The organism is Amycolatopsis lurida (genome assembly GCF_900105055.1).
Taxonomy (GTDB): Bacteria; Actinomycetota; Actinomycetes; order Mycobacteriales; family Pseudonocardiaceae; genus Amycolatopsis; species Amycolatopsis lurida.
The window spans coordinates 337097-355541 of sequence record NZ_FNTA01000004.1 but is presented as its reverse complement, the minus strand read 5'-3'; the positions used below and the strand labels follow the sequence as shown (position 1 = coordinate 355541).

At 70.7% G+C, this 18445-nt stretch carries 11 protein-coding genes; 10 read left to right on the top strand and 1 reads right to left on the bottom strand.

The window, feature by feature from the left end; translation table 11 throughout:
* Positions 1-8: 8 nt before the first annotated feature.
* Positions 9-902, bottom strand: coding sequence for a class A beta-lactamase (gene bla, locus BLW75_RS06905; protein ID WP_034316557.1), 894 nt, complete (start codon positions 900-902; stop codon positions 9-11).
* Between the two features lie 75 nt (positions 903-977).
* Between bla and BLW75_RS06900 the strand changes: the two genes are divergently transcribed.
* The 10 genes from BLW75_RS06900 to BLW75_RS06855 all read left to right on the top strand — a co-directional run bounded on the left by BLW75_RS06900 (position 978) and on the right by BLW75_RS06855 (position 18434).
* On the top strand, positions 978-1859 hold the full coding sequence (locus BLW75_RS06900) for a LysR family transcriptional regulator (protein WP_034316555.1): 882 nt from the start codon (positions 978-980) through the stop codon (positions 1857-1859).
* On the top strand, positions 1856-2758 hold the full coding sequence (locus BLW75_RS06895; protein ID WP_034316552.1) for a serine hydrolase: 903 nt from the start codon (positions 1856-1858) through the stop codon (positions 2756-2758). The genes BLW75_RS06900 and BLW75_RS06895 overlap by 4 nt, the downstream gene beginning before the upstream one ends.
* A gap of 63 nt (positions 2759-2821) precedes the next feature.
* Positions 2822-3277 carry a flavodoxin family protein gene (locus BLW75_RS06890; protein WP_034316549.1) on the top strand — a complete coding sequence of 152 codons (456 nt, stop codon included), beginning with the start codon at positions 2822-2824 and terminating at the stop codon, positions 3275-3277.
* Between the two features lie 10 nt (positions 3278-3287).
* Positions 3288-4283 (top strand): polyphosphate kinase 2, encoded by a 996-nt coding sequence (ppk2, locus tag BLW75_RS06885; protein ID WP_241783827.1) that lies wholly within the window; start codon positions 3288-3290, stop codon positions 4281-4283.
* A 253-nt stretch (positions 4284-4536) separates the two neighbouring features.
* On the top strand, positions 4537-6306 hold the full coding sequence (locus tag BLW75_RS06880; protein ID WP_034316546.1) for an alpha/beta hydrolase: 1770 nt from the start codon (positions 4537-4539) through the stop codon (positions 6304-6306).
* A gap of 174 nt (positions 6307-6480) precedes the next feature.
* Positions 6481-7398, top strand: coding sequence for a helix-turn-helix transcriptional regulator (locus BLW75_RS06875; RefSeq protein ID WP_034316544.1), 918 nt, complete (start codon positions 6481-6483; stop codon positions 7396-7398).
* Positions 7399-7704: 306 nt separating this feature from the next.
* Positions 7705-9465 carry a fatty acyl-AMP ligase gene (locus tag BLW75_RS06870; protein WP_034316542.1) on the top strand — a complete coding sequence of 587 codons (1761 nt, stop codon included), beginning with the start codon at positions 7705-7707 and terminating at the stop codon, positions 9463-9465.
* A complete protein-coding gene (locus BLW75_RS06865; RefSeq protein ID WP_034316540.1) occupies positions 9462-15881 on the top strand; it encodes a type I polyketide synthase in 6420 nt (2139 codons plus the stop codon). The genes BLW75_RS06870 and BLW75_RS06865 overlap by 4 nt, the downstream gene beginning before the upstream one ends.
* Positions 15878-17443 (top strand): acyl-CoA carboxylase subunit beta, encoded by a 1566-nt coding sequence (locus BLW75_RS06860; protein WP_034316539.1) that lies wholly within the window; start codon positions 15878-15880, stop codon positions 17441-17443. Before BLW75_RS06865 ends, BLW75_RS06860 begins: the two co-directional genes overlap by 4 nt.
* A 13-nt stretch (positions 17444-17456) precedes the next feature.
* On the top strand, positions 17457-18434 hold the full coding sequence (locus BLW75_RS06855) for an alpha/beta hydrolase (protein ID WP_034316538.1): 978 nt from the start codon (positions 17457-17459) through the stop codon (positions 18432-18434).
* The last annotated feature ends 11 nt before the right edge of the window (positions 18435-18445 follow it).

The window sequence follows — 18445 nt, the reverse complement described above, 5'->3', positions numbered from 1 at the left end:
CGGTTCGCTCAGGGGAGGGCTTTCACCGCGGCCGCGGTGGCGTCGGCCAGGAGCTTGTTGTCGATCCCGGCGTCCTTCTCCGACCGGTCGGTCAGTACCGAGACGACGATCGGCGCGCGGCCCGGCGGCCACACGACCCCGATGTCGTTGCGCGTGCCGTAGGACGCCGTTCCGGTCTTGTCGGCGACCGGCCAGCCGGGCACCCCGGCGCGGATGTTCTGGTCGCCGGTGGTGCTGGCCCGCATCATGTCGACCAGGATCTTGCGTTTGTCCTCGGGGAGGGCGTCGCCGAGGGCGAAGGCGCGCAGGCTCACGGCGAGCGCACGCGGTGTGCTGGTGTCCCGGGTGTCGCCGGGCGCGGTGTCGTTGAGTTCCGGTTCGATCCGGTCGGCGTGGCTCGTGGTGTCGCCGATCGCGCGCAGGACCGCGTTGAGCCCTGCGGGGCCGCCGAGTTCGCGGAAGAGCAGGTTTCCGCCGGTGTTGTCGCTGTACCGGAGGGTCGCGTCCATGACGGCGCGCAGCGGCATCCCCGTCGCCACGTGTTTCTCCGTGACCGGCGAATTCACGACCAGGTCCTTGCGTTCGTAGGTCACCGTGCGGTCCAGGTCGGCGACCGGCGTCCGCTGCAGGACGCCACCGGCGCTGAACACCTTGTGCGTCGAGGCGTAGGCGAAGCGTTCGTCGGCTCGGAAGGCGACCTCTCGGCCTGTCGCGGTGTCCACCGCGTACACCCCGAGCCGGGCGCGGTAGGCGCGTTCGAGCTGTTCGAAGTCGGCACGCCCGGACGCCGCGACCGGTGTGGCGGCCGTGGGCGGCGGTGCGGGGGCGGGTGTGGAACATGCGGCGAGTGACGCGACCGAGAGCGCCAGCAGGGCGGCCCAGCGGCGAGAAGTGACGGACATGCACGCAGTCTGTCCAGCGCCGGTCATGCTGTCCAAGACACCAACGACCTCTTTCATGCATTATCGGCATAGCATGTGGTCGTGGACCTGATCGGGAGCTGCCGGGCGTTCGTGAGCGTGAGCGAAGCCGGGACCTTCACCGCGGGAGCCGCGATCGCGCGCATCCCGCAGCCGGTGGCGAGCCGCCGGATCGCCGCGCTGGAACGGCATTTCGGCGAGCGGCTGTTCGACCGCTCCACTCGCCGCGCCGTGCTCACGCCGTTCGGCCGCGACATGCTGCCGTCGGCGAAACGGCTGGTGTCACTGGCCGACGCCCTCGAGCACGACGCGCAGCGCGCCAAACTGCGCCCGATGCGGCTGGCGATGCCGGGCACCTGCACCGTCCGTGAGCTCGCCGAACTCGACGCGGCGGCGCGAGCGCTGGACGTCTTCCTGGAGTTCCGGCAGGCGCCGCCGGGGGAGCGGGCGGAACTCGTGCGCACACAGGAGGTCCGCGCGGCGCTCACGGCCGTTCCCGCCGAAGAGGGCAGCTGGACGGTGCCACTCGGGCTGGCGGGCGGGGGAAGGTCGCGAGCGGGCGCGCTCCACCTGGAAACGCTGCGGGTCGGCCGGTCCGGCCGGGTGCCTCGCCGGGTCTGGATCCAGCCGGAGGACGACGTGCCGCATATCCGGGATCGCCTCTTCCGCATCCGTGACTCGGTGGGCTTGCGACCCGCGCAGGTGACCGTCGCCGATGCCCTCACCGCGGCCGCCGCGGCGGTGTTCGGTTCGGACGATCTGCTGCTGTGTTCGACGGCCCAGGCGACCGACCTCGGCCTGAACTGGCGGCCGATCGGCGAGGTCCGGCTCGCGCGCGGCTTCGAGATCACGGCGGGGCCCGGCGAGGACGCGCAGCGGCTCCGGGCACGATTGTGGCCGGACATCGCCCGGTGTCTCGGCGCGGAGGAGACGACATGAACACGGAGACCCTGCTCCTCGGGCTGCGCGCCGAGCTGGACGACGGCGGCCTGCGGGGTTCGTTCCTCGTGCGCGATCTGCGGACCGGATACGAAGTCGGCATCGACCCGGACCTGGAGTTCCCGAGCGCCTCGCTGGTGAAGATCCCGCTCGCCGCGGCGACCCTGGAGCGGATCCGCCGGGGCGAGCTGGACGGCTCCGCGCCGATCGACGTCGAGCCGGGGCGGGCCACCGCCCCCGGACCGACCGGGCTGACGCGGTTCCGGCATCCGGCCAGGGTGGCGATCGACGACCTGCTCTACCTGACGATGGCCATCAGCGACGAGACTGCCGCGGACGCGCTCTTCGCGCTGACACCTCCCGCCGAGGTCACCAGGATGACGCGCGAATGGGGCGTTTCGGGGATCACCGCACGGCATCCGGCCGCAGACCTCAGCGACACGCCCGCCGAACGGTTCGCCCCGGCCGACGTCCACCTCGCGCACGCGCTCGCGATCAACGCGGGCACCGCCGGGCAAGGCCATCCCGTTCCGCAGCTCGACGTCACCCGGGCGAGTTCCGGTTCGGCCCGCGCGTTCGTGAACCTGCTCGAAGCGCTGTGGAAGCCGTCCAAAGTAGACGCGGAAGTGGCGGCGCGGGTGCGTGAACTCATGGGGCTGAACCTGCTGCGTCAGCGGCTGAGCCCGGATTTCGTCTCCGACGCCGCGAAATGGTCGTCCAAGACCGGCACGGTGCTCAACCTGCGGCACGAGGTCGGGGTGGTCGAACACGCCGACGGCGGGCTGTACGCGATCGCCGCGCTGACCGGATCCCGGGTGCCCGCCGCGATCCAGCCGGAGGCCGAAGTGCTGATGGCCCGCGTGGCGCGGGCGCTGCGGGATCACCTGCGCGAAGGGTGACGTCACGTTCTACGCCGCTGCCCGGTTCTCAAGGGGAAAGAACCGGCGAAGTGGAGGATCGGCATGAAGGTCGTCATCGTGTGCGTTTCGGTGTCCCACGGCAACACGGCGAGGGTCGCCGAAGTGCTGGCCGGGGTTCTCGGCGCCCGCGTCGTCAGCCCCGAGGAGATCGACCCCGCCGAGCTCGATTCCTGTGACCTTGTGGGTTTCGGCTCGGGGATCTTCGGCATGGACTTCCATCCCCGCCTGCGGCGTCTCGCCGAGGAGATGCCGCCGAAGCAGCGAAGGAAGGCGTTCGTGTTCAGCGCCAGCGGGTTGCCGGAACCGCGATTCCGGCGCTACACCCGTCGTCTGGCACGGACGCTAGGCCGTAAAGGCTTCGACGTGGTGGGCGCGTTCTCGTGCCGGGGTTTCGACACCTGGCTGCCATTCAGGCTCGTCGGCGGGATCGGCAAGAACCGACCCGGTACGGTCGATCTCGAAGCGGCGCGACGGTTCGCCGAAGGGCTCGGTGGTTGACGCGCCGCGTTTGCGCGCCGTCCGGCGTGGGTATCAGCGGCGCGTGCTCGATCACTCGTACTTCCCGGAACTGAGGGACCAGCGTCTCGTCGTCGACTACGACGACGCCGACGATCCGGTCCTGCTCCGCCCCGACGGCTCGCCGATCGACACCTGGCGGGAGAACTACCCGTACACGACGCGAATGTCGCGTGAGGAATACGACGTCGTGAAACGGTCGCTGCAGATCGAACTGCTGAAACTGCAGTACTGGATCAAGGACACCGGCGGCCGGATGGTGATTCTGTTCGAGGGACGCGACGCGGCGGGCAAGGGTGGCACCATCAAACGGTTCACCGAACACCTCAACCCGCGTGGCGCGCGAGTGGTGGCGCTGAGCAAGCCCACCGAACGCGAGCAGGGGGAGTGGTACTTCCAGCGCTACGTGAACCACCTGCCCACCGAGGGCGAGCTCGTGCTGTTCGACCGATCCTGGTACAACCGGGCCGGCGTCGAACGGGTGATGGGGTACTGCACGGACGAGCAGTACGAGCGCTTCATGCGGCAGGCGCCGACGTTCGAGGAGATGCTCGTCGACGACGGGATCGTGCTCGTCAAACTCTGGTTCTCGGTGTCGAGATCCGAGCAGCGCACCCGGTTCCTCATCCGGCAGGTCGACCCGGTGCGGCAATGGAAGCTGAGTCCCAACGACATCAAGTCGCTCGACCGCTGGGACGCCTACACCGAGGCGAAGGTCGCGATGTTCCGGTCCACCGACACGGAGATCGCGCCGTGGACGGTGGTCAAGAGCAACGACAAGAAGCGTGCGCGTATCGAGGCGATGCGCAGCGTCCTCGCCCGCGTGGACTACGCGGACAAGGACGAGGACGCCGTCGGTGACCCGGATCTGAAAGTGGTCGGCGCTGCGGCGACCCTGCTGGAGGAGGGGGAGGACGAGGCGTCGCTCAGCCCGACCCCGATCGCGCCGTCGACCGACCCCGATCACGGACCCGGCCTGCATCCGTGAGGGAAGGCGTAACTCGCGTGATCAGGGACGTAACTCGCGTGCTTGAATGCGGAACACGCGAGTTACGCCTCTGATCACGCGAGTTACGGGTCTGATCACGCGAGTGTCGAGATCCTGCCATGTCGGGTATCCGCCATCTACCGGCCGTGTGGGAAACCTGATCACCCGTCTTTACTTCACGTACGGACGTCGGGGGCTCCTGTCGAAAGGGATCATGGTGATCAGTAGTACGAGAAAGACGCGGAGGGGCACGGTGGCCGTGGTCGCCGGCGCGTTCCTGGCCTCCGGCCTGGTGCTGGCCCCGGCAGCGGGTGCGGCACCCGCGGTCAAGGCCGAGCCGGACACCGCGGCGCTCGCCGGCGCGCTGGCCAAACAGGCCGTGGCCTGGGGCGAGTGCTCGTTCCCCTCGGTCGCGCCGGCGACGGAAGCCGAGCTGAAGAAGGTCAAGGGTCTCGCCTGCGCCACCGTCCAGGTGCCGCGTGACTGGCACAACCCGCAGGACGGCAACACCATCGGCGTCCGCGTCTCCAAGACCGCGACCGCCTACCCCGGCACCGGCAGGCAGGGCATCGCGCTGGTCAACCCCGGCGGCCCCGGCGGCGAAGGCCTCCCGTGGGGCGCCGCGATGGCGATGCGCAGCCCCGTGCTGGCCTCGCAGTACGACTTCGTCGGTTTCGACCCCCGCGGCGTCGGCCAGAGCACCCCGCTGACCTGTAGCTACACCGTCCCGGACAGCACGGACCAGAACGTGATCAGCCGGGCGAAGGTCGAGGGCTGCCTCAAGAACCCGCTGACGAAGTTCATCACCACCGAGCAGACCGCGTACGACATGGACTTCATCCGGGTGCTGCTCGGGGAGAAGAAGACCAGCTACATCGGTTACTCGTACGGCACGTGGCTCGGCACCTGGTACGCCACCACGTTCCCGTCCAAGGCGCACCGGTTCCTGCTCGACTCGTCGACCGACGCGAGCCGCTCGACGCTGGAGAAGACCTGGGACCTGCAGCCGCGCAGCCGTGATCGCCAGTTCCAGGAGGCGCTGCTGCCCTACGTCGCGCGCAACGACGCCAAGTACAAGGTGGGCACCGACCCGCTCGAGATCCGCCGCAACTGGGAGAAGGCGGGCGGCACCCGGGAATTCGCGGGCATGCTCTACGCCGCGTGGTTCATCATCCCGGCGATGTACGACACGTCTCAGTACCCGTCCGCGGCCTCGATGGTGGCCGCGCTGGCGAAGGGACCGGCGCCTGCCGGGACCGACGCGGAGAAGCTGGAGCAGGTCGTCGCGAAGGCGCTCGCCACTCCCGGGCTGACCGACGCGAACAAGGCGTTCCTGACCAAGGCCAAGGGCAACGCGCTGGAGGCCATCGCGAAGAAGGATTCGGTCGAGCGCAAGGCCTCCTACCAGGGTGGTGCCGAGGTCGAGACCTGGGACGCCGCGTTCGAGGCGATCCGCTGCCAGGACGGCCAGTGGAACCAGAACCTGCACTACTGGAACTTCTGGCAGGCCGATCTGACCGTGAACGCGCCGTTCATCGCGCCGATCATGGCCCTGTCGGGCGCGCCGCTGTGCGCGTTCTGGCCGACCGCCAACGCCAAGCCGGCGCCGGACGCCAAGACGTTCCCGAAGCTGCTGATCGCGCAGACCGAACTCGACGCGGCCACGCCGTACGAGGGCGCGCTCGCCACCGCGAAGGGCCTGCCGGGCGCCAAGATGATCAGCGTCGACAACGAAGGCAGTCACGGGATCTTCCCGTACAACACCGACTGCGTCGACGACCCGATCGTCGCCTACTTCCAGACCGGGCTCACGCCCAAGAAGAAGTTCACCGGCTGCCAGGGCCTGCCGCTGCCGGGTGAGGACAAGACGGTCGAGGTCGGCGGTCACCTCGGGCACGACGGGAAGATCAAGATCAAGATGATCACGCCCCAGGTGCGCAAGGCGAACGAGATCGTCCGTGAGCTGCTGGAAGGCACCGCTACGCCGGAAGCCGACGAGAAGGGCATGCCCGCCAACGCCTGATCTCGGACGGTGTCGACGAGAGGCTCCCGCGGTTCGCGGGAGCCTCTCCGTCATGATCTGTGACGCTTTCGTTATCGGTCCAGGCGCACGATCCGGCCGTTTTCCCCCTCAAGAACGGTGAATCGTGACATCGATGTCACGTCGATCGATCCCGGGGTGGGGAGGAGAAGCGTCATGCTCGCCGAGTCGCGGGGCCTGTCGATGGAGGCCGAGCAGTTGTACCGCGCCCTGCTGGACGGGCGTCCGATCACGCCCGGCGCCGAGCTGGCGGAGCTGGAGCGGTTCGGCCTGGTCCGGGCGGGTGCGTCCGGGGTCGAGGTGTGCCCGCCGCGTGCGGCGCTGTCGGCGTTCGCGGCGCAGCACGAGGCCGCGGCGATCCGTGCGCGGGAAGCGGCCGAGGTGCTCGGCGCCGCCTACTCGCTGCGGACGGGCCGGGACGCGGACTTCGTCGAAGTGCTGCGCAGCCGGGACGAGGTGATCGCCACCTTCGAAGCCATGCAGACCCAGGCGGCCGTCGACATCGTCGCGCTGGACCCGGGGTCGTACATGAGTCCGAAGGCCGAAGTGAGCACGGTGCAGCCCGGTTCGATGGCGCGCGGCATCGCGTACCGCGTCGTCTACGACTCGTCCGTGCTGCAGCACGACGACGGGTTCGCCCAGGTGCAGTCGAGTATCGCCCTGGGGGAGCAGGCCAGGGTGTTCCCCGGGCTGCCGCTGAAGCTGGTGATCGCCGACGGCAACCGGGCGCTGATCGCCGTCCCGAATTCCGACGCCGGTGACGTGCTCGCCCTGCTGATCCATCCGTCGATGCTGCTGAGCGCGCTGATCGAGTTGTTCGCATCGTTCTGGCGGATGGCCGTGCCGGTGCGGGCGGGCGGTCCGGACGAGGCGGAAGCGGCGCAGGAACCGACCGTCGCCACGCGCCGCCTGCTCGCGCTGCTGAGCGGGGGCCTGACCGACGAGGCGATCGCGCGCGAGCTCGGCATCAGTGAGCGAACGGTGCTCCGGCGGATCAGCCGGTTGCAGGAACTGCTCGGCGCGCGGACCCGGTTCCAGCTCGGAGCGCAGGCTTCGCGCCAGGGGTGGCTCTGAATCGCCGGTGCTCGAGTGGCGATCACGCGTGACTGGACGGACGACACGGGCGTGGCCGGGGTTCTGCCGATCCGCCCGCGCCGAAGTTCGTGCCGAAGTGACAAGCGGAGTGCCCCCTTTCTCACGTCCCCGTGAGCACGTCCGCGCTTTCGCCGGCGTTCCATCATCCTTTCATTGACACTCTTCCCGGGACGTCAATACAGTTCCGGGCAGATAAAAGAACGGTCTCCGGAATGGAATCCGCTTTCGGCAACGGCGCCGTTCCGAATTCACCCGCTCCTGCACGAATCGTCACGACGAGGGGCCATGGAAACCATTTCGGAATCGGTCGTCGCCGCCCACGCGCCGGACGACGCACGCGGCGGGGAGTCGTTCGCGACGCTGCTGAGGTACTGGGCGTGGCGGCTCGGCGACGACGTCGCGGTGACCTACCTCGACCATCGAGCCGGGGCGGACGGCCGGGCGATCACCCTGTCCTGGCGCGAACTCGACGACCGGGTCGACGCGCTCGCCATCCGGCTGACCGGGTTCACCGGTCCGGGTGACCGGGCCGCGATCCTGGCCGGGCAGTCCGTCGATTACGTCGTCGCCTTCCTCGGCGCGATCCGAGCAGGGCTGGTCGCGGTCCCGCTGTTTTCCCCGGGCCTCCCCGGGCACGCGGGCAGGCTGGCCGCCGTGCTCGCCGACTGCGCCCCGAGGGTCGTGCTCACGACCACCGACGGACTCGGCGAAGCCGCCGGTTTCCTCGCCTCGACGGATTTCGAGCGGCCCGCCGTGCTCGCCGTCGACACCACAGCTCCGGTCGCGGCCGGTGATCGCTCCTGGCCGCGACCGGAACCGGACGGAGTGGCGTACCTGCAGTACACGTCCGGTTCCACGCGGACGCCGGCGGGCGTGATGCTGACCCACCGCAACGCGCTCACCAACGCCCGTCAGGCTTGTGACGCCTACGCGATCGAAACCGGGACGACCTCCACCGTCAGCTGGCTGCCGCTCTTCCACGACATGGGCCTGATCCTCGGGATCGGCGCGCCACTGGCGGCGGGGGCGGCGTCGGTCCTGATGGATCCGCGCGCCTTCCTGGAACGTCCGTCACGGTGGCTGCGCGCCCTCTCGGCCAGCCCCGGCGCGATCAGCGCGGCACCGAACTTCGCGTACTCCTATGCCGCTTCCCGGGTCACCGAGGACGAGAAGAGCTACCTCGAACTGAGCCGGGTCGTCTCACTGATCAACGGCAGCGAGCCGGTCCTTCCTTCGACCATCGCGAAGTTCCACGGCGCTTTCGAGGAATGCGGGCTGCGCCCAGAGGTGCACCGGTCCTCCTACGGACTGGCCGAGGCCACAGTGCTCGTCTCCGTCACCGAAGCGGGCAAGGCACCACGGCAAGTCGCCTTCGACCGCGACCGGCTCGCCGCCGGACTCGCGACGCCCGCACTGCCCGGCGCGGCGGCCACCACGCTCGTCTCCTGCGGATTCCCGGTGGGACAACGGGTCCGCATCGCCGATCCGGTCACCGGCGCGCTGGTCGAACCGGGCAGGGTGGGGGAGATCCAGGTCAACGGCCCGAACGTCGGCGTGGGCTACTGGGGGCGGCCCGCCGCTTCCGAGGGCGTGTTCGGCCTGCCACCCATCGATCCGGAGTCCGGCGCGGGCTGGCTCGCGACCGGCGATCTCGGCGTGCGGTACGAGGGCGAACTGTTCATGACCGGCAGACTCAAGGATCTCGTCATCGTCGACGGCCGGAACCACTACCCGCAGGACATCGAACAGACCGTGGAGACGCATCCCGCGGTCCGGCCGCATTCCGCCGCGGCTTTCGCGATCGAGCGCGAAGACGGTGAAGCGGCGGTGGTGCTGGTGGAGCGTGCCAAGGAGACCGGGGCCGACCTCGCCGTGGCGACCACGGAGATCCGGAGGGCGGTCTCGGCCGTGCACGGTCTGCGGCCGCACGACGTGGTCTTCCTCGCCCCGGGCGAGGTGCCGCGCACCTCCAGCGGCAAGATCAGTCGTGCCCGGTGCCGGCAGTCCTATCTGGACGGTTCGCTGACCGCGCGGCGGCTCGGGTGACCGCGGAGATCCGTGCCTGGCTCATCGCGCGGGTGGCGAAGCGGACCGGGTCGCCCGCGGAGCATGTCGATCCGGACCGGCCGCTGCACGAGAGCGGGCTTTCCTCGCGGGAGTCGATGGAACTGGCGGCGGAGCTGGGACGGCATCTCGGCCGTCCGTTGCCGCCGACCCTGGTGTGGCAGTACCCGACGATCACCGCCCTCGCCGCGCGTCTGTCCACTGTGGATGACTCCACGCTCGCGCGCGGTGAAGGCCGTGAAGAGGAACCGATCGCAATCGTCGGCGTCGGCTGTCGCCTGCCGGGCGGCGCGGACTCCCCGGAGCGCTATTGGCGTCTCCTGGAGGCCGGCCGCGACGGCATCCGCGACGTTCCGGAGGACCGCTGGGAGATCCCCTCGCGCGGCGGGTTCCTCGGCGACATCGCCGGTTTCGACGCCGAGTTCTTCGGCATCACCCCGGGCGAGGCCGAAGCGATGGATCCCCAGCAGCGGATGCTGCTCGAAGTGGCGTGGGCGGCGCTGGAGCACGCCGGGATCCCGCCGTCCACGTTGCGGGGAAGCCGGACCGGGGTGTTCGTCGGGCTTTCGGCGGGCGAGTACGGCCACCTGACGATGGCCGATCCCTCCACCGTCGACGTCTGGTCCGCCACCGGTGCCGCGACGAGTATCGCCGCCAACCGGCTGTCGTACTTTTTCGATCTGCGCGGGCCGAGTCTCACCGTCGACACCGCGTGCTCGTCGTCGCTGGTCGCGGTGCATCAAGCGGTGCAGAGCCTGCGCCGCGGCGAATGCGGGACGGCGCTCGCCGCCGGGGTGAACCTGCTGCTCTCGCCGGTGGTCACCGCGTCCTTCCAGCGGGCCGGGGTACTGGCCCCGGACGGGTACTGCAAACCGTTCGACGCCGCCGCCGACGGCATCGCCCGAGGTGAAGGCTGCGGCGTGATCGTGCTCAGATCGCTGAAGGCCGCCCGTCGTGCGGGGGACCGCGTGCTCGCGGTGATCCGCGGCAGCGCGGTCAACTCCGACGGCCGGTCCAATGGTCTCGTCGCGCCCAGTCCCGGCGCGCAGGCCGACCTGTTGCGGGACGCGTACGCGGCGGCGGGTGTCGAACCGTCCTCTGTGGACTACGTGGAGGCGCACGGGACCGGGACCGAGGTGGGGGATCCGATCGAGGCGGGCGCGCTCGGCGAGGTGCTCGGAGCCGGACGCGAACCCGCCCGCCCGCTCCTGATCGGCTCGGTGAAGGGGAACCTGGGCCATCTGGAGGGCGCGGCCGGGATGGCCGGGCTGATCAAGGTCGTCCTCGCGCTGGTCCACCGGCGGCTGCCGCCGACCCCGCGTCATCACGAACCCAGCCCGCATGTCGATTTCACCGGTCTCGGCCTCCGGGTGGTGGACACCGCGACGGACTGGCCGCGCTACACCGACGTCGTGCGCGCCGGGGTCTCCGCGTTCGGCTTCGGTGGCACCAACGCCCATGTGGTCCTCGAAGAATGGCCTGCCGCGTCGTTCGCCGCTCGCGGGACGGAGACCGGGCGCCCGCGGATCTTCGCGCTGTCCGCGCGGTCGGCCGAGGTGCTCCGGGCGCGGGCGGCCGATCTGGCGGACTGGCTGGAGGATCCCGCCCACCGCTCGATCCCGCTGGACACGGTCGCCGCGACACTGGCCCGGAGCCGTGACCATTTACCCCTCCGGGGCGCGGTGGTCGCGGAGGGACGCGAACGGGTGGCCTCCGCGTTGCGGGAACTGGCCGCCGGAAGCGCGAGCGGTGACGTCGTCTTCGGCGAGGCCGGACCTGTGCCGGGCGTCGTGTTCGTCTTCTCCGGCTACGGCTCCCAGTGGCCTGGGATGGGCCGCCTCCTGCTGCGCACCGAGCCCGCGTTCCGGGCCGAGGTGGAGGCACTCGATCCGGTGTTCCGTGCCGAAGCGGGCTTCACCCTGAGCGAGGTGTTCTCCGGCGCGCGGGACCTGCCGGATCTCGCGGCGACACAGCTCGCGTTGTTCGGCATGCAGCTGGCCCTCGCCGGGCTCTGGCGCGCGCACGGCGTCGTCCCGGCCGCGGTGCTCGGGCATTCGATGGGCGAGGTCGCGGCCGCCGTCGTCGCGGGGGCGCTGGACGTCGCCGACGGCCTTCGCGTGATGGCCATCCGCTCCCGGCTGCTGGCCGAGGTCGACGCGTCCGGCGACGGCGCGATGGCGGTGGTCGAACTGTCCGCGGCCGAACTCGCCGACCTGGAAACGGACTTCCCCGGGATCACCGTCGCGGTCTACGCCTCGCCGGTCCAGTGCACCGTCAGCGGCGGCGCCGAACAGGTCGAGGCGCTGGTCTCGCACGTCGAGAGCCTCGGCAGGCTCGCGAAGCGGCTGCCGGTCGGGGGTGCGGGCCATTCGGAAGCCGTTGACGCGGTTCTCGGCAGGCTCCGCGCCGAACTCGGCGGCCTGCCCCCGCGACCGGTGCGGATTCCCTGTTACAGCAGCGTTCTCGATGATCCACAAAGGTCAGTGGTGTTCGACGTCGAGTACTGGGCGGCGAATCTGCGCCGTCCCGTGCGCTTCAGCCAGGCGCTGGCGGCGGCGACCGCCGACGGATACGGCGTGTTCGTCGAGATCTCGCCGCATCCGGTGGCACTGGCCGCGATCGAGCAGAGCACCGGCGCGGTCGCGTTTCCGACGGCGAGCCGCAAGGGCGACGAGCGACTGGCGTTCCTGACCACGCTCGCCCGGCTCCACACTCTCGGGCAGCCCGTCGTGCTCGACGACGGCGGCCCCCGTCCGCTTCCGGTGGAACTGCCGGGTCCGCGCTGGCGGCACCGGCGGTTCTGGCCGCGGCGCCCGGCGGCCCGGGCCGCCGGCGCGCATCCGTTGCTGGGTGTCCACATCGAACAGCCGACCGGCGGGCACCTGTGGCGCGCGGACGTGGGGACCGAGGTGCTGCCGTGGCTGGCCGACCACGCGGCGATGGGTGTCCCGCTGTTCCCCGCCGCCGGATTCCTCGAACTCGCGCTCGCGGCGGCGAAAACGGTCCTGCGTCCCGCCGGGCGAGTGCGCATCGGCGGTCTCGAACTGCACCGGGTCCTTCCACTCGCCGCCCACACCGAGGTGACGACCAGCCTGAGCGACGGAAGCGTGGACGTCTACGCGCGGTCCGCGGACGGCGGCTGGGTGCGGCATGCCACCGCCCGCGTCCGCGACGGGGTCACCCCGGTGGTGCCGTTCGGCCCGGTCGGCGACGACGCCCGGCCGGTCGACCTCTACCAGTCGCTGGCCAGGGCCGGGCAGAGCTACGGTCCCGCTTTCCGTGGGCTACGCGACGTTCTGGCGGCGCCGGGCCGTGCCTCGGCGTCGATCACCCTGCCCGCCGACGATCCGGCCTTCATCCTGCATCCGGTGATCGCCGACGCCTGCCTGCACGCGCTGGCCGCCGCGGCCGGGGACGCGCTGCGCGAAGCCGACGGCGTGTTCCTGCCGCTGACCTTGGGCGAGGTCGTCCTCGCCGGTGATCCGCGCCGCGGTGTCCGGGTCGACGCGGTCCTCGAGTCGGTTGATCCGGCCGGCGACGGCCTGGTGGGCGGTGTCCAGCTGGTCGACGCCGACGATGTCGTGCTGGTCGAGTTCCGCGAGGTCTACTGCCGCCGGTTCCAGCGTTCGGCGCTTCCGGTGCCCATGGCGGAGCTGCTGTTCGAAACGGTCTGGCGGGAGGCGGACCTGCCGGTGGCGGCGCCGGGCTCGCGCCGCTGGGCCGTGCTGCACGAAGACGCGCCGTGGCTGACGGCGTTGCGCGAGCGGCTCACCGAAGCCGGGGACGAGCTGGTGACGGTCCGGCCGGGGGACCGGAAGGCGCTCGCGGAAGTCCTGAGATCCCGCGAGGTGGCGGGAGTCCTCGTCTGCGCCGGGATTTCGGACGGGCCCGATCCGATGAGCGCGGCGGCGAGGGTCGCCGAGTTCTCCGGCGTCCTCGCCGAACTGGCCGAAGCCGCGCCGCGGTTGTGGCTCGTCAGCACGGGTGCCTGGGCCATCGAACCCGGCGAGCGCGGCGACCCCGGTCAGGCCTGGCTGCGTGGGCTGGTCCGCGTCCTCGCCTTCGAACACCCCGAACTGCGGGCGAGCCAGATCGACTTCGATGCCGAGCCGGACCCCGCCCACCTGTGGGTCGGCAGGCTGGTGGCGGAGATCCGCGCGGACGCGCCGGACGACGAGATCGCCTGGCGCGAGGGCGTCCGGTACACGCGGTCGCTGGCCCGCCCGACACTCGGCGAACCTCGCCACGAAACCGTGGTGTGCGACGGCGCTTACGTCATCACCGGTGGTCTCGGCGGCCTCGGCCTGGTCGCGGCGGACTGGTTGGCGGCGCGCGGCGCGACCAGGCTCGTCCTTTCCGGACGGCGTGGTGCGCGCCCTTCCGTCGAGCCGCTTCTGGCGGATCTGCGAGATCAGGGCGTCGACGTCCGCGTGGTGACGGGTGACATCGCCGAGCCGGGTACGGCCGAAGCGCTGGTCGCGGCCGCGACCGAAGGCGGCCTGCCGTTGCGCGGGGTGCTTCACGCGGCCGGTGTGCTGTCCGACGGCGCCGCCGTCAGCCTCGACGCCGACGCCGTCGAGGCTGTCTGGCGCGCGAAAGCGCTGGGGGCGTGGCGAGTGCACGAGGCGACAGCCGGACACGAACTCGACTGGTGGCTGACGTATTCGTCGGCCGCGGCGTTGTTCGGGTCACCGGGACAGACCGCCTACGCCACCGCGAACGCGTGGGTGGACGCGCTCGTCGCGTGGCGCCGCGCCGCGGGATTGCCGGCGGCGACCATCGGCTGGGGAGCGTGGGGCGAAGCCGGAGCGGCCGTCGGCAGCCGCAACCCCGTGCTCGAGCCGCTCGGCACCGAGGAGGCGCTGGCGGCGATGGAGGCCGTGCTGCGCCGTGACCGCGCGTCGACCGGGATCGCCAGGGTCGATGCCGGGACCGTGCTCGCCCTGTTCCCCCGGCTGGCCGGACGGCCGTTCTTCGAGATGTTGGTACCGGGGGAGGAGCAGGCCGCCGGACCGTCCACTTGGGACGGGCTGGACGCGCTGCGGGCGGTCCTCCCGGAAGCCGCCCGCGAGATGCTGGCCGATTACCTCGCCGGGCTCGTCGGCGGGATGCTCGGCCTCGCCGCGGACGAGATCGACCGGCGGACGCCGCTCACCCGGCTCGGCTTGGACTCGCTCGCCGCCCTGCGTGCCAAGGGAGTCGTGGAACGAGACTTCGGCCTGGAACTGCCGATCCCGCTGCTGCTGCGGGGTGCGGGCCTCGCCGAGGTCGCCGGCCATCTCGCCGATCAGGCGGGGTTCGGTGAGACAGGCACCCGGCCCGCCGGCCCGGTCACGGCCGTCGGGCCACGCGATCCGGCCGAACGCTGGATCGCCCGGCACTGGCAGGCCGAACTCGGTGGCGCGGAGCCCGGCGTCCACGAGGACTTCTTCGCCGCCGGTGGCGACGCCGAAGCGGCGGAGCGGCTGCGGGATGTGATCGCCGGGCGGCTGGGAGCCGTTCCCGAGCGGCTCTTCGCCACACCGACGATCGCCGCGATGGCCGACCTGCTGCGCGACGAGATCGAAGGACGCGGAGGCTGTCCTGTCCGGCCGCTGCGCGAAGGCGGTACGGATCCGGTGTTCCTGTTCCATCCGGCGGGCGGTCCGACGAGCGTCTACGAGGGGCTGGTCCGCCTGCTGCCCGAGGACAGAGCCGTCTACGGGCTCGAACGGATCGACGACGAAGACACCGTCGAGGACAAAGCCGAGTGCTACGTCGAGCTGATCCGGGAAATCCAGCCGCAGGGCCCGTACCGGCTGGGCGGGTGGTCGTTCGGCGGCTGCCTCGCCTACGAGACCGCTCGGCGGCTGACCGCGGCAGGGGAGCGGGTCGCTCTCGTGTTCCTGATCGACAGCATCCTGCCGCTGCCCGCGCCGGGGAAACCGGCTCAGGAGATTCTGCTGGACCGGTTCGAGCGGTTTGCGGAGCATATCGAGCGCACCTACGGTGTCCCGCTGGACATCCCGCGTGAAGAGCTCGCCCGGCTCGGCGACGAGGAACAGATCCGGCTGGTGATCGGCAGGCTGGCCGCTCAGGTGCCCGAGCTGGGACACGGCGTGCTGCGGCATCAGTACGAGTCCTATATGGACGCACGGGTCGCCGAACGGTACGAGCCGGAATCCTATGCCGGGCCGGTATTGCTGCTGCGCGCGCAGGAGCCGCATCCGCTGACCACCTCCCTCGATCCGCGGTACCTGCGCACCGACGACGCTCTGGGCTGGGACACCTTCTGCCCCGATCTGGAGGTCGTGCGGGTGCCGGGTGACCACCTTTCGATGATCGACCCGCCGCATGTCGAGACGGTCGCCGCGGCCCTCGCGGCCCGGCTCGGGGCACCCAAGGCGGCGCGGCCATGACCGACACGACGGCGTTCCGGATCGCCGACCTCGCCGCCCGCCGGGAGGATCTGCGGACCGCGGAGAAGCGGGCCGTCGACCGGCAGCACGCCAAGGGCAAGCTGACCGCACGCGAACGTGTCGAGTTGTTGCTGGACCAGGGTTCCTTCGTCGAACTCGACCAGTTCGCCCGGCACCGGTGCACCGAATTCGGGATGGACGCCAACCGGCCCTACGGCGATGGCGTGGTGACCGGGCACGGCACCGTCGACGGCAGGCAGATCTGCGTGTTCTCCCAGGATTTCACCATCTTCGGCGGCAGCATGGGCGAGGTCTTCGGCGAGAAGGTCCTCAAGGTGATGGACCTGGCGATGACGCTGGGCTGTCCCGTGGTCGGGATCAACGACTCCGGCGGCGCCCGCATCCAGGAAGGCGTCGTCTCGCTCGCCTATTACGCCGAACTCGGCAGGCGCAACACGCTGGCGTCCGGTGTGATCCCGCAGATCTCGCTGATCATGGGCCCCTGCGCGGGCGGGGCGGTCTACTCGCCGGCGATCACCGACTTCACCGTGATGGTCGACGAGACCGCGCACATGTTCGTCACCGGGCCGGACGTCGTCCACGCCGTCAGCGGTGAACGGGTCACCGCCCAGCGCCTCGGCGGCGCCGCGGTGAACAGCGAGGTCTCCGGGAACGCCCACCACCGTGCCGCCGACGAGCACGACGCCATCGACTGGGTGCGGACTCTGCTCGGGTACCTGCCGTCCAACAACCTCGACGCCGTCCCGGAATACGCCGACGAGACCGCGCCCGAACTCACCGCCGCCGACCTCGAACTCGACCGGCTGGTGCCCGATTCGCTGAACCAGGCGTACGACATGGCCGAGGTGATCTCGCGTCTCGTCGACGACGGCGACTTCATGGAGGTGCACAGCGGCTTCGCGCCGAACATGATCTGCGCGTTCGGCCGGATCCGGGGCCGCACGGTCGGTGTCGTGGCGAACCAGCCACGCCATCGAGCGGGCGTGATCGACATCGACGCCTCGGAGAAGGCCGCGCGGTTCGTCCGGTTCTGTGACGCCTTCGGCATCCCGATCCTCACCCTCGCCGACGTGCCCGGCTATCTGCCCGGCGAGGCGCAGGAACGGCACGGGATCATTCGGCGCGGCGCCAAACTCATTTACGCCTACGCCGAAGCGACGGTGCCGAAGGTGACCGTGGTGATCCGCAAGGCCTACGGCGGCGGCTACGCGGTGATGGGGTCGAAACATCTCGGTGCGGACGTCAACCTGGCCTGGCCCACCGCGGAGATAGCGGTGATGGGCGCCGAGGGCGCGGTGCGGGTGCTGCACCGGCACGAACTGGCGGCCCTGCCGTCGGAACGACGGTCGGCCGAACAGCGACGGCTCACCGACGCGTACCGCGAGCGGCATTCGAACCCTTACCTGGCGGCCGAACGCGGCTACGTCGACCAGGTCATCGCGCCGTCGCAAACCCGCCTTCAGGTGGCGAGGGCGCTGCACGCGCTGCGGACCAAACGGCAGACCCTTCCGGCCAAGAAGCACGGAAACATCCCGTTGTGAGCAAGGAGAAACGATGAAGCGAACCCGGCGGTGGGGTCTGCTGGCACTGGCCATGGCGACCCTGCTCGGAAGCCCGGTCCCCGCGAGCGCGGCGCCCGCGCCGGTCACCGCCGACAACGGCGCGAAGCTCGTCGAGGAGACCTGGCTGGACGCGCGCACCGTCGACCTGAAGATCAGTTCGCCCGCGCTCGGCACCACCGGCATGGTCCGCCTGCTGGTCCCGGCGGGCTGGGCCGCGCAACCCACGCGGACCTGGCCGACGTTGTTCCTGCTGCACGGCTGCTGCGAACCGGTCGACTACCGCTCGTGGGACCAGTTCACCGACGTCAAGGCGTTCATGGCGGACAAGGACGCCCTCGTCGTCATGCCGACCGGCGGGCCCGCCGGGATGTACACCAAGTGGTGGAACTTCGGGCTCCGGAGCACTCCCGACTGGGACACCTTCCACACCCTGGAGGTGCGGCAGATCGTCGAACGCGGCTACCGGGCGGGTCCGCGCCGGGCGATCGCCGGACTGTCGATCGGCGGCTACGGCGCGCTCGCGTACTCGTACAAGCACAAGGGGATGTTCGCCGCGGCGGCGTCCTACAGCGGGGTGCCGAACACTCTCAACCAGGGAGCCCCGCTGTTCATCCAGGGGATCCTGGCGCGCGCGGGGATCTTCAACTACCTCGAACTCTGGGGCGACTCCTGGGGGATGCGGCCGCTCTGGACGGCGAACAACCCGTACGACAACGTCGACGGCCTGCGCGGCACGGCGCTGTACATCTCCTGCGGGAACGGGAAGACCGGTCCGCTCGACCCGCCGGGGCAGTCCGACATCTTCGAACCGCAGGCGCTGGCTTCCTCGGTGAGCTTCACGGACCGGTTGAAGGCCAAGGGGATTCCGGCGACCGTCGACTACTACGGCGACGGCACGCACAGCTGGCCGTACTGGCAACGGGCGCTGCGGAACTCCTGGCCGGTGCTGGCGGGTGGGCTCGGCCTGTGATGTGACCGAAC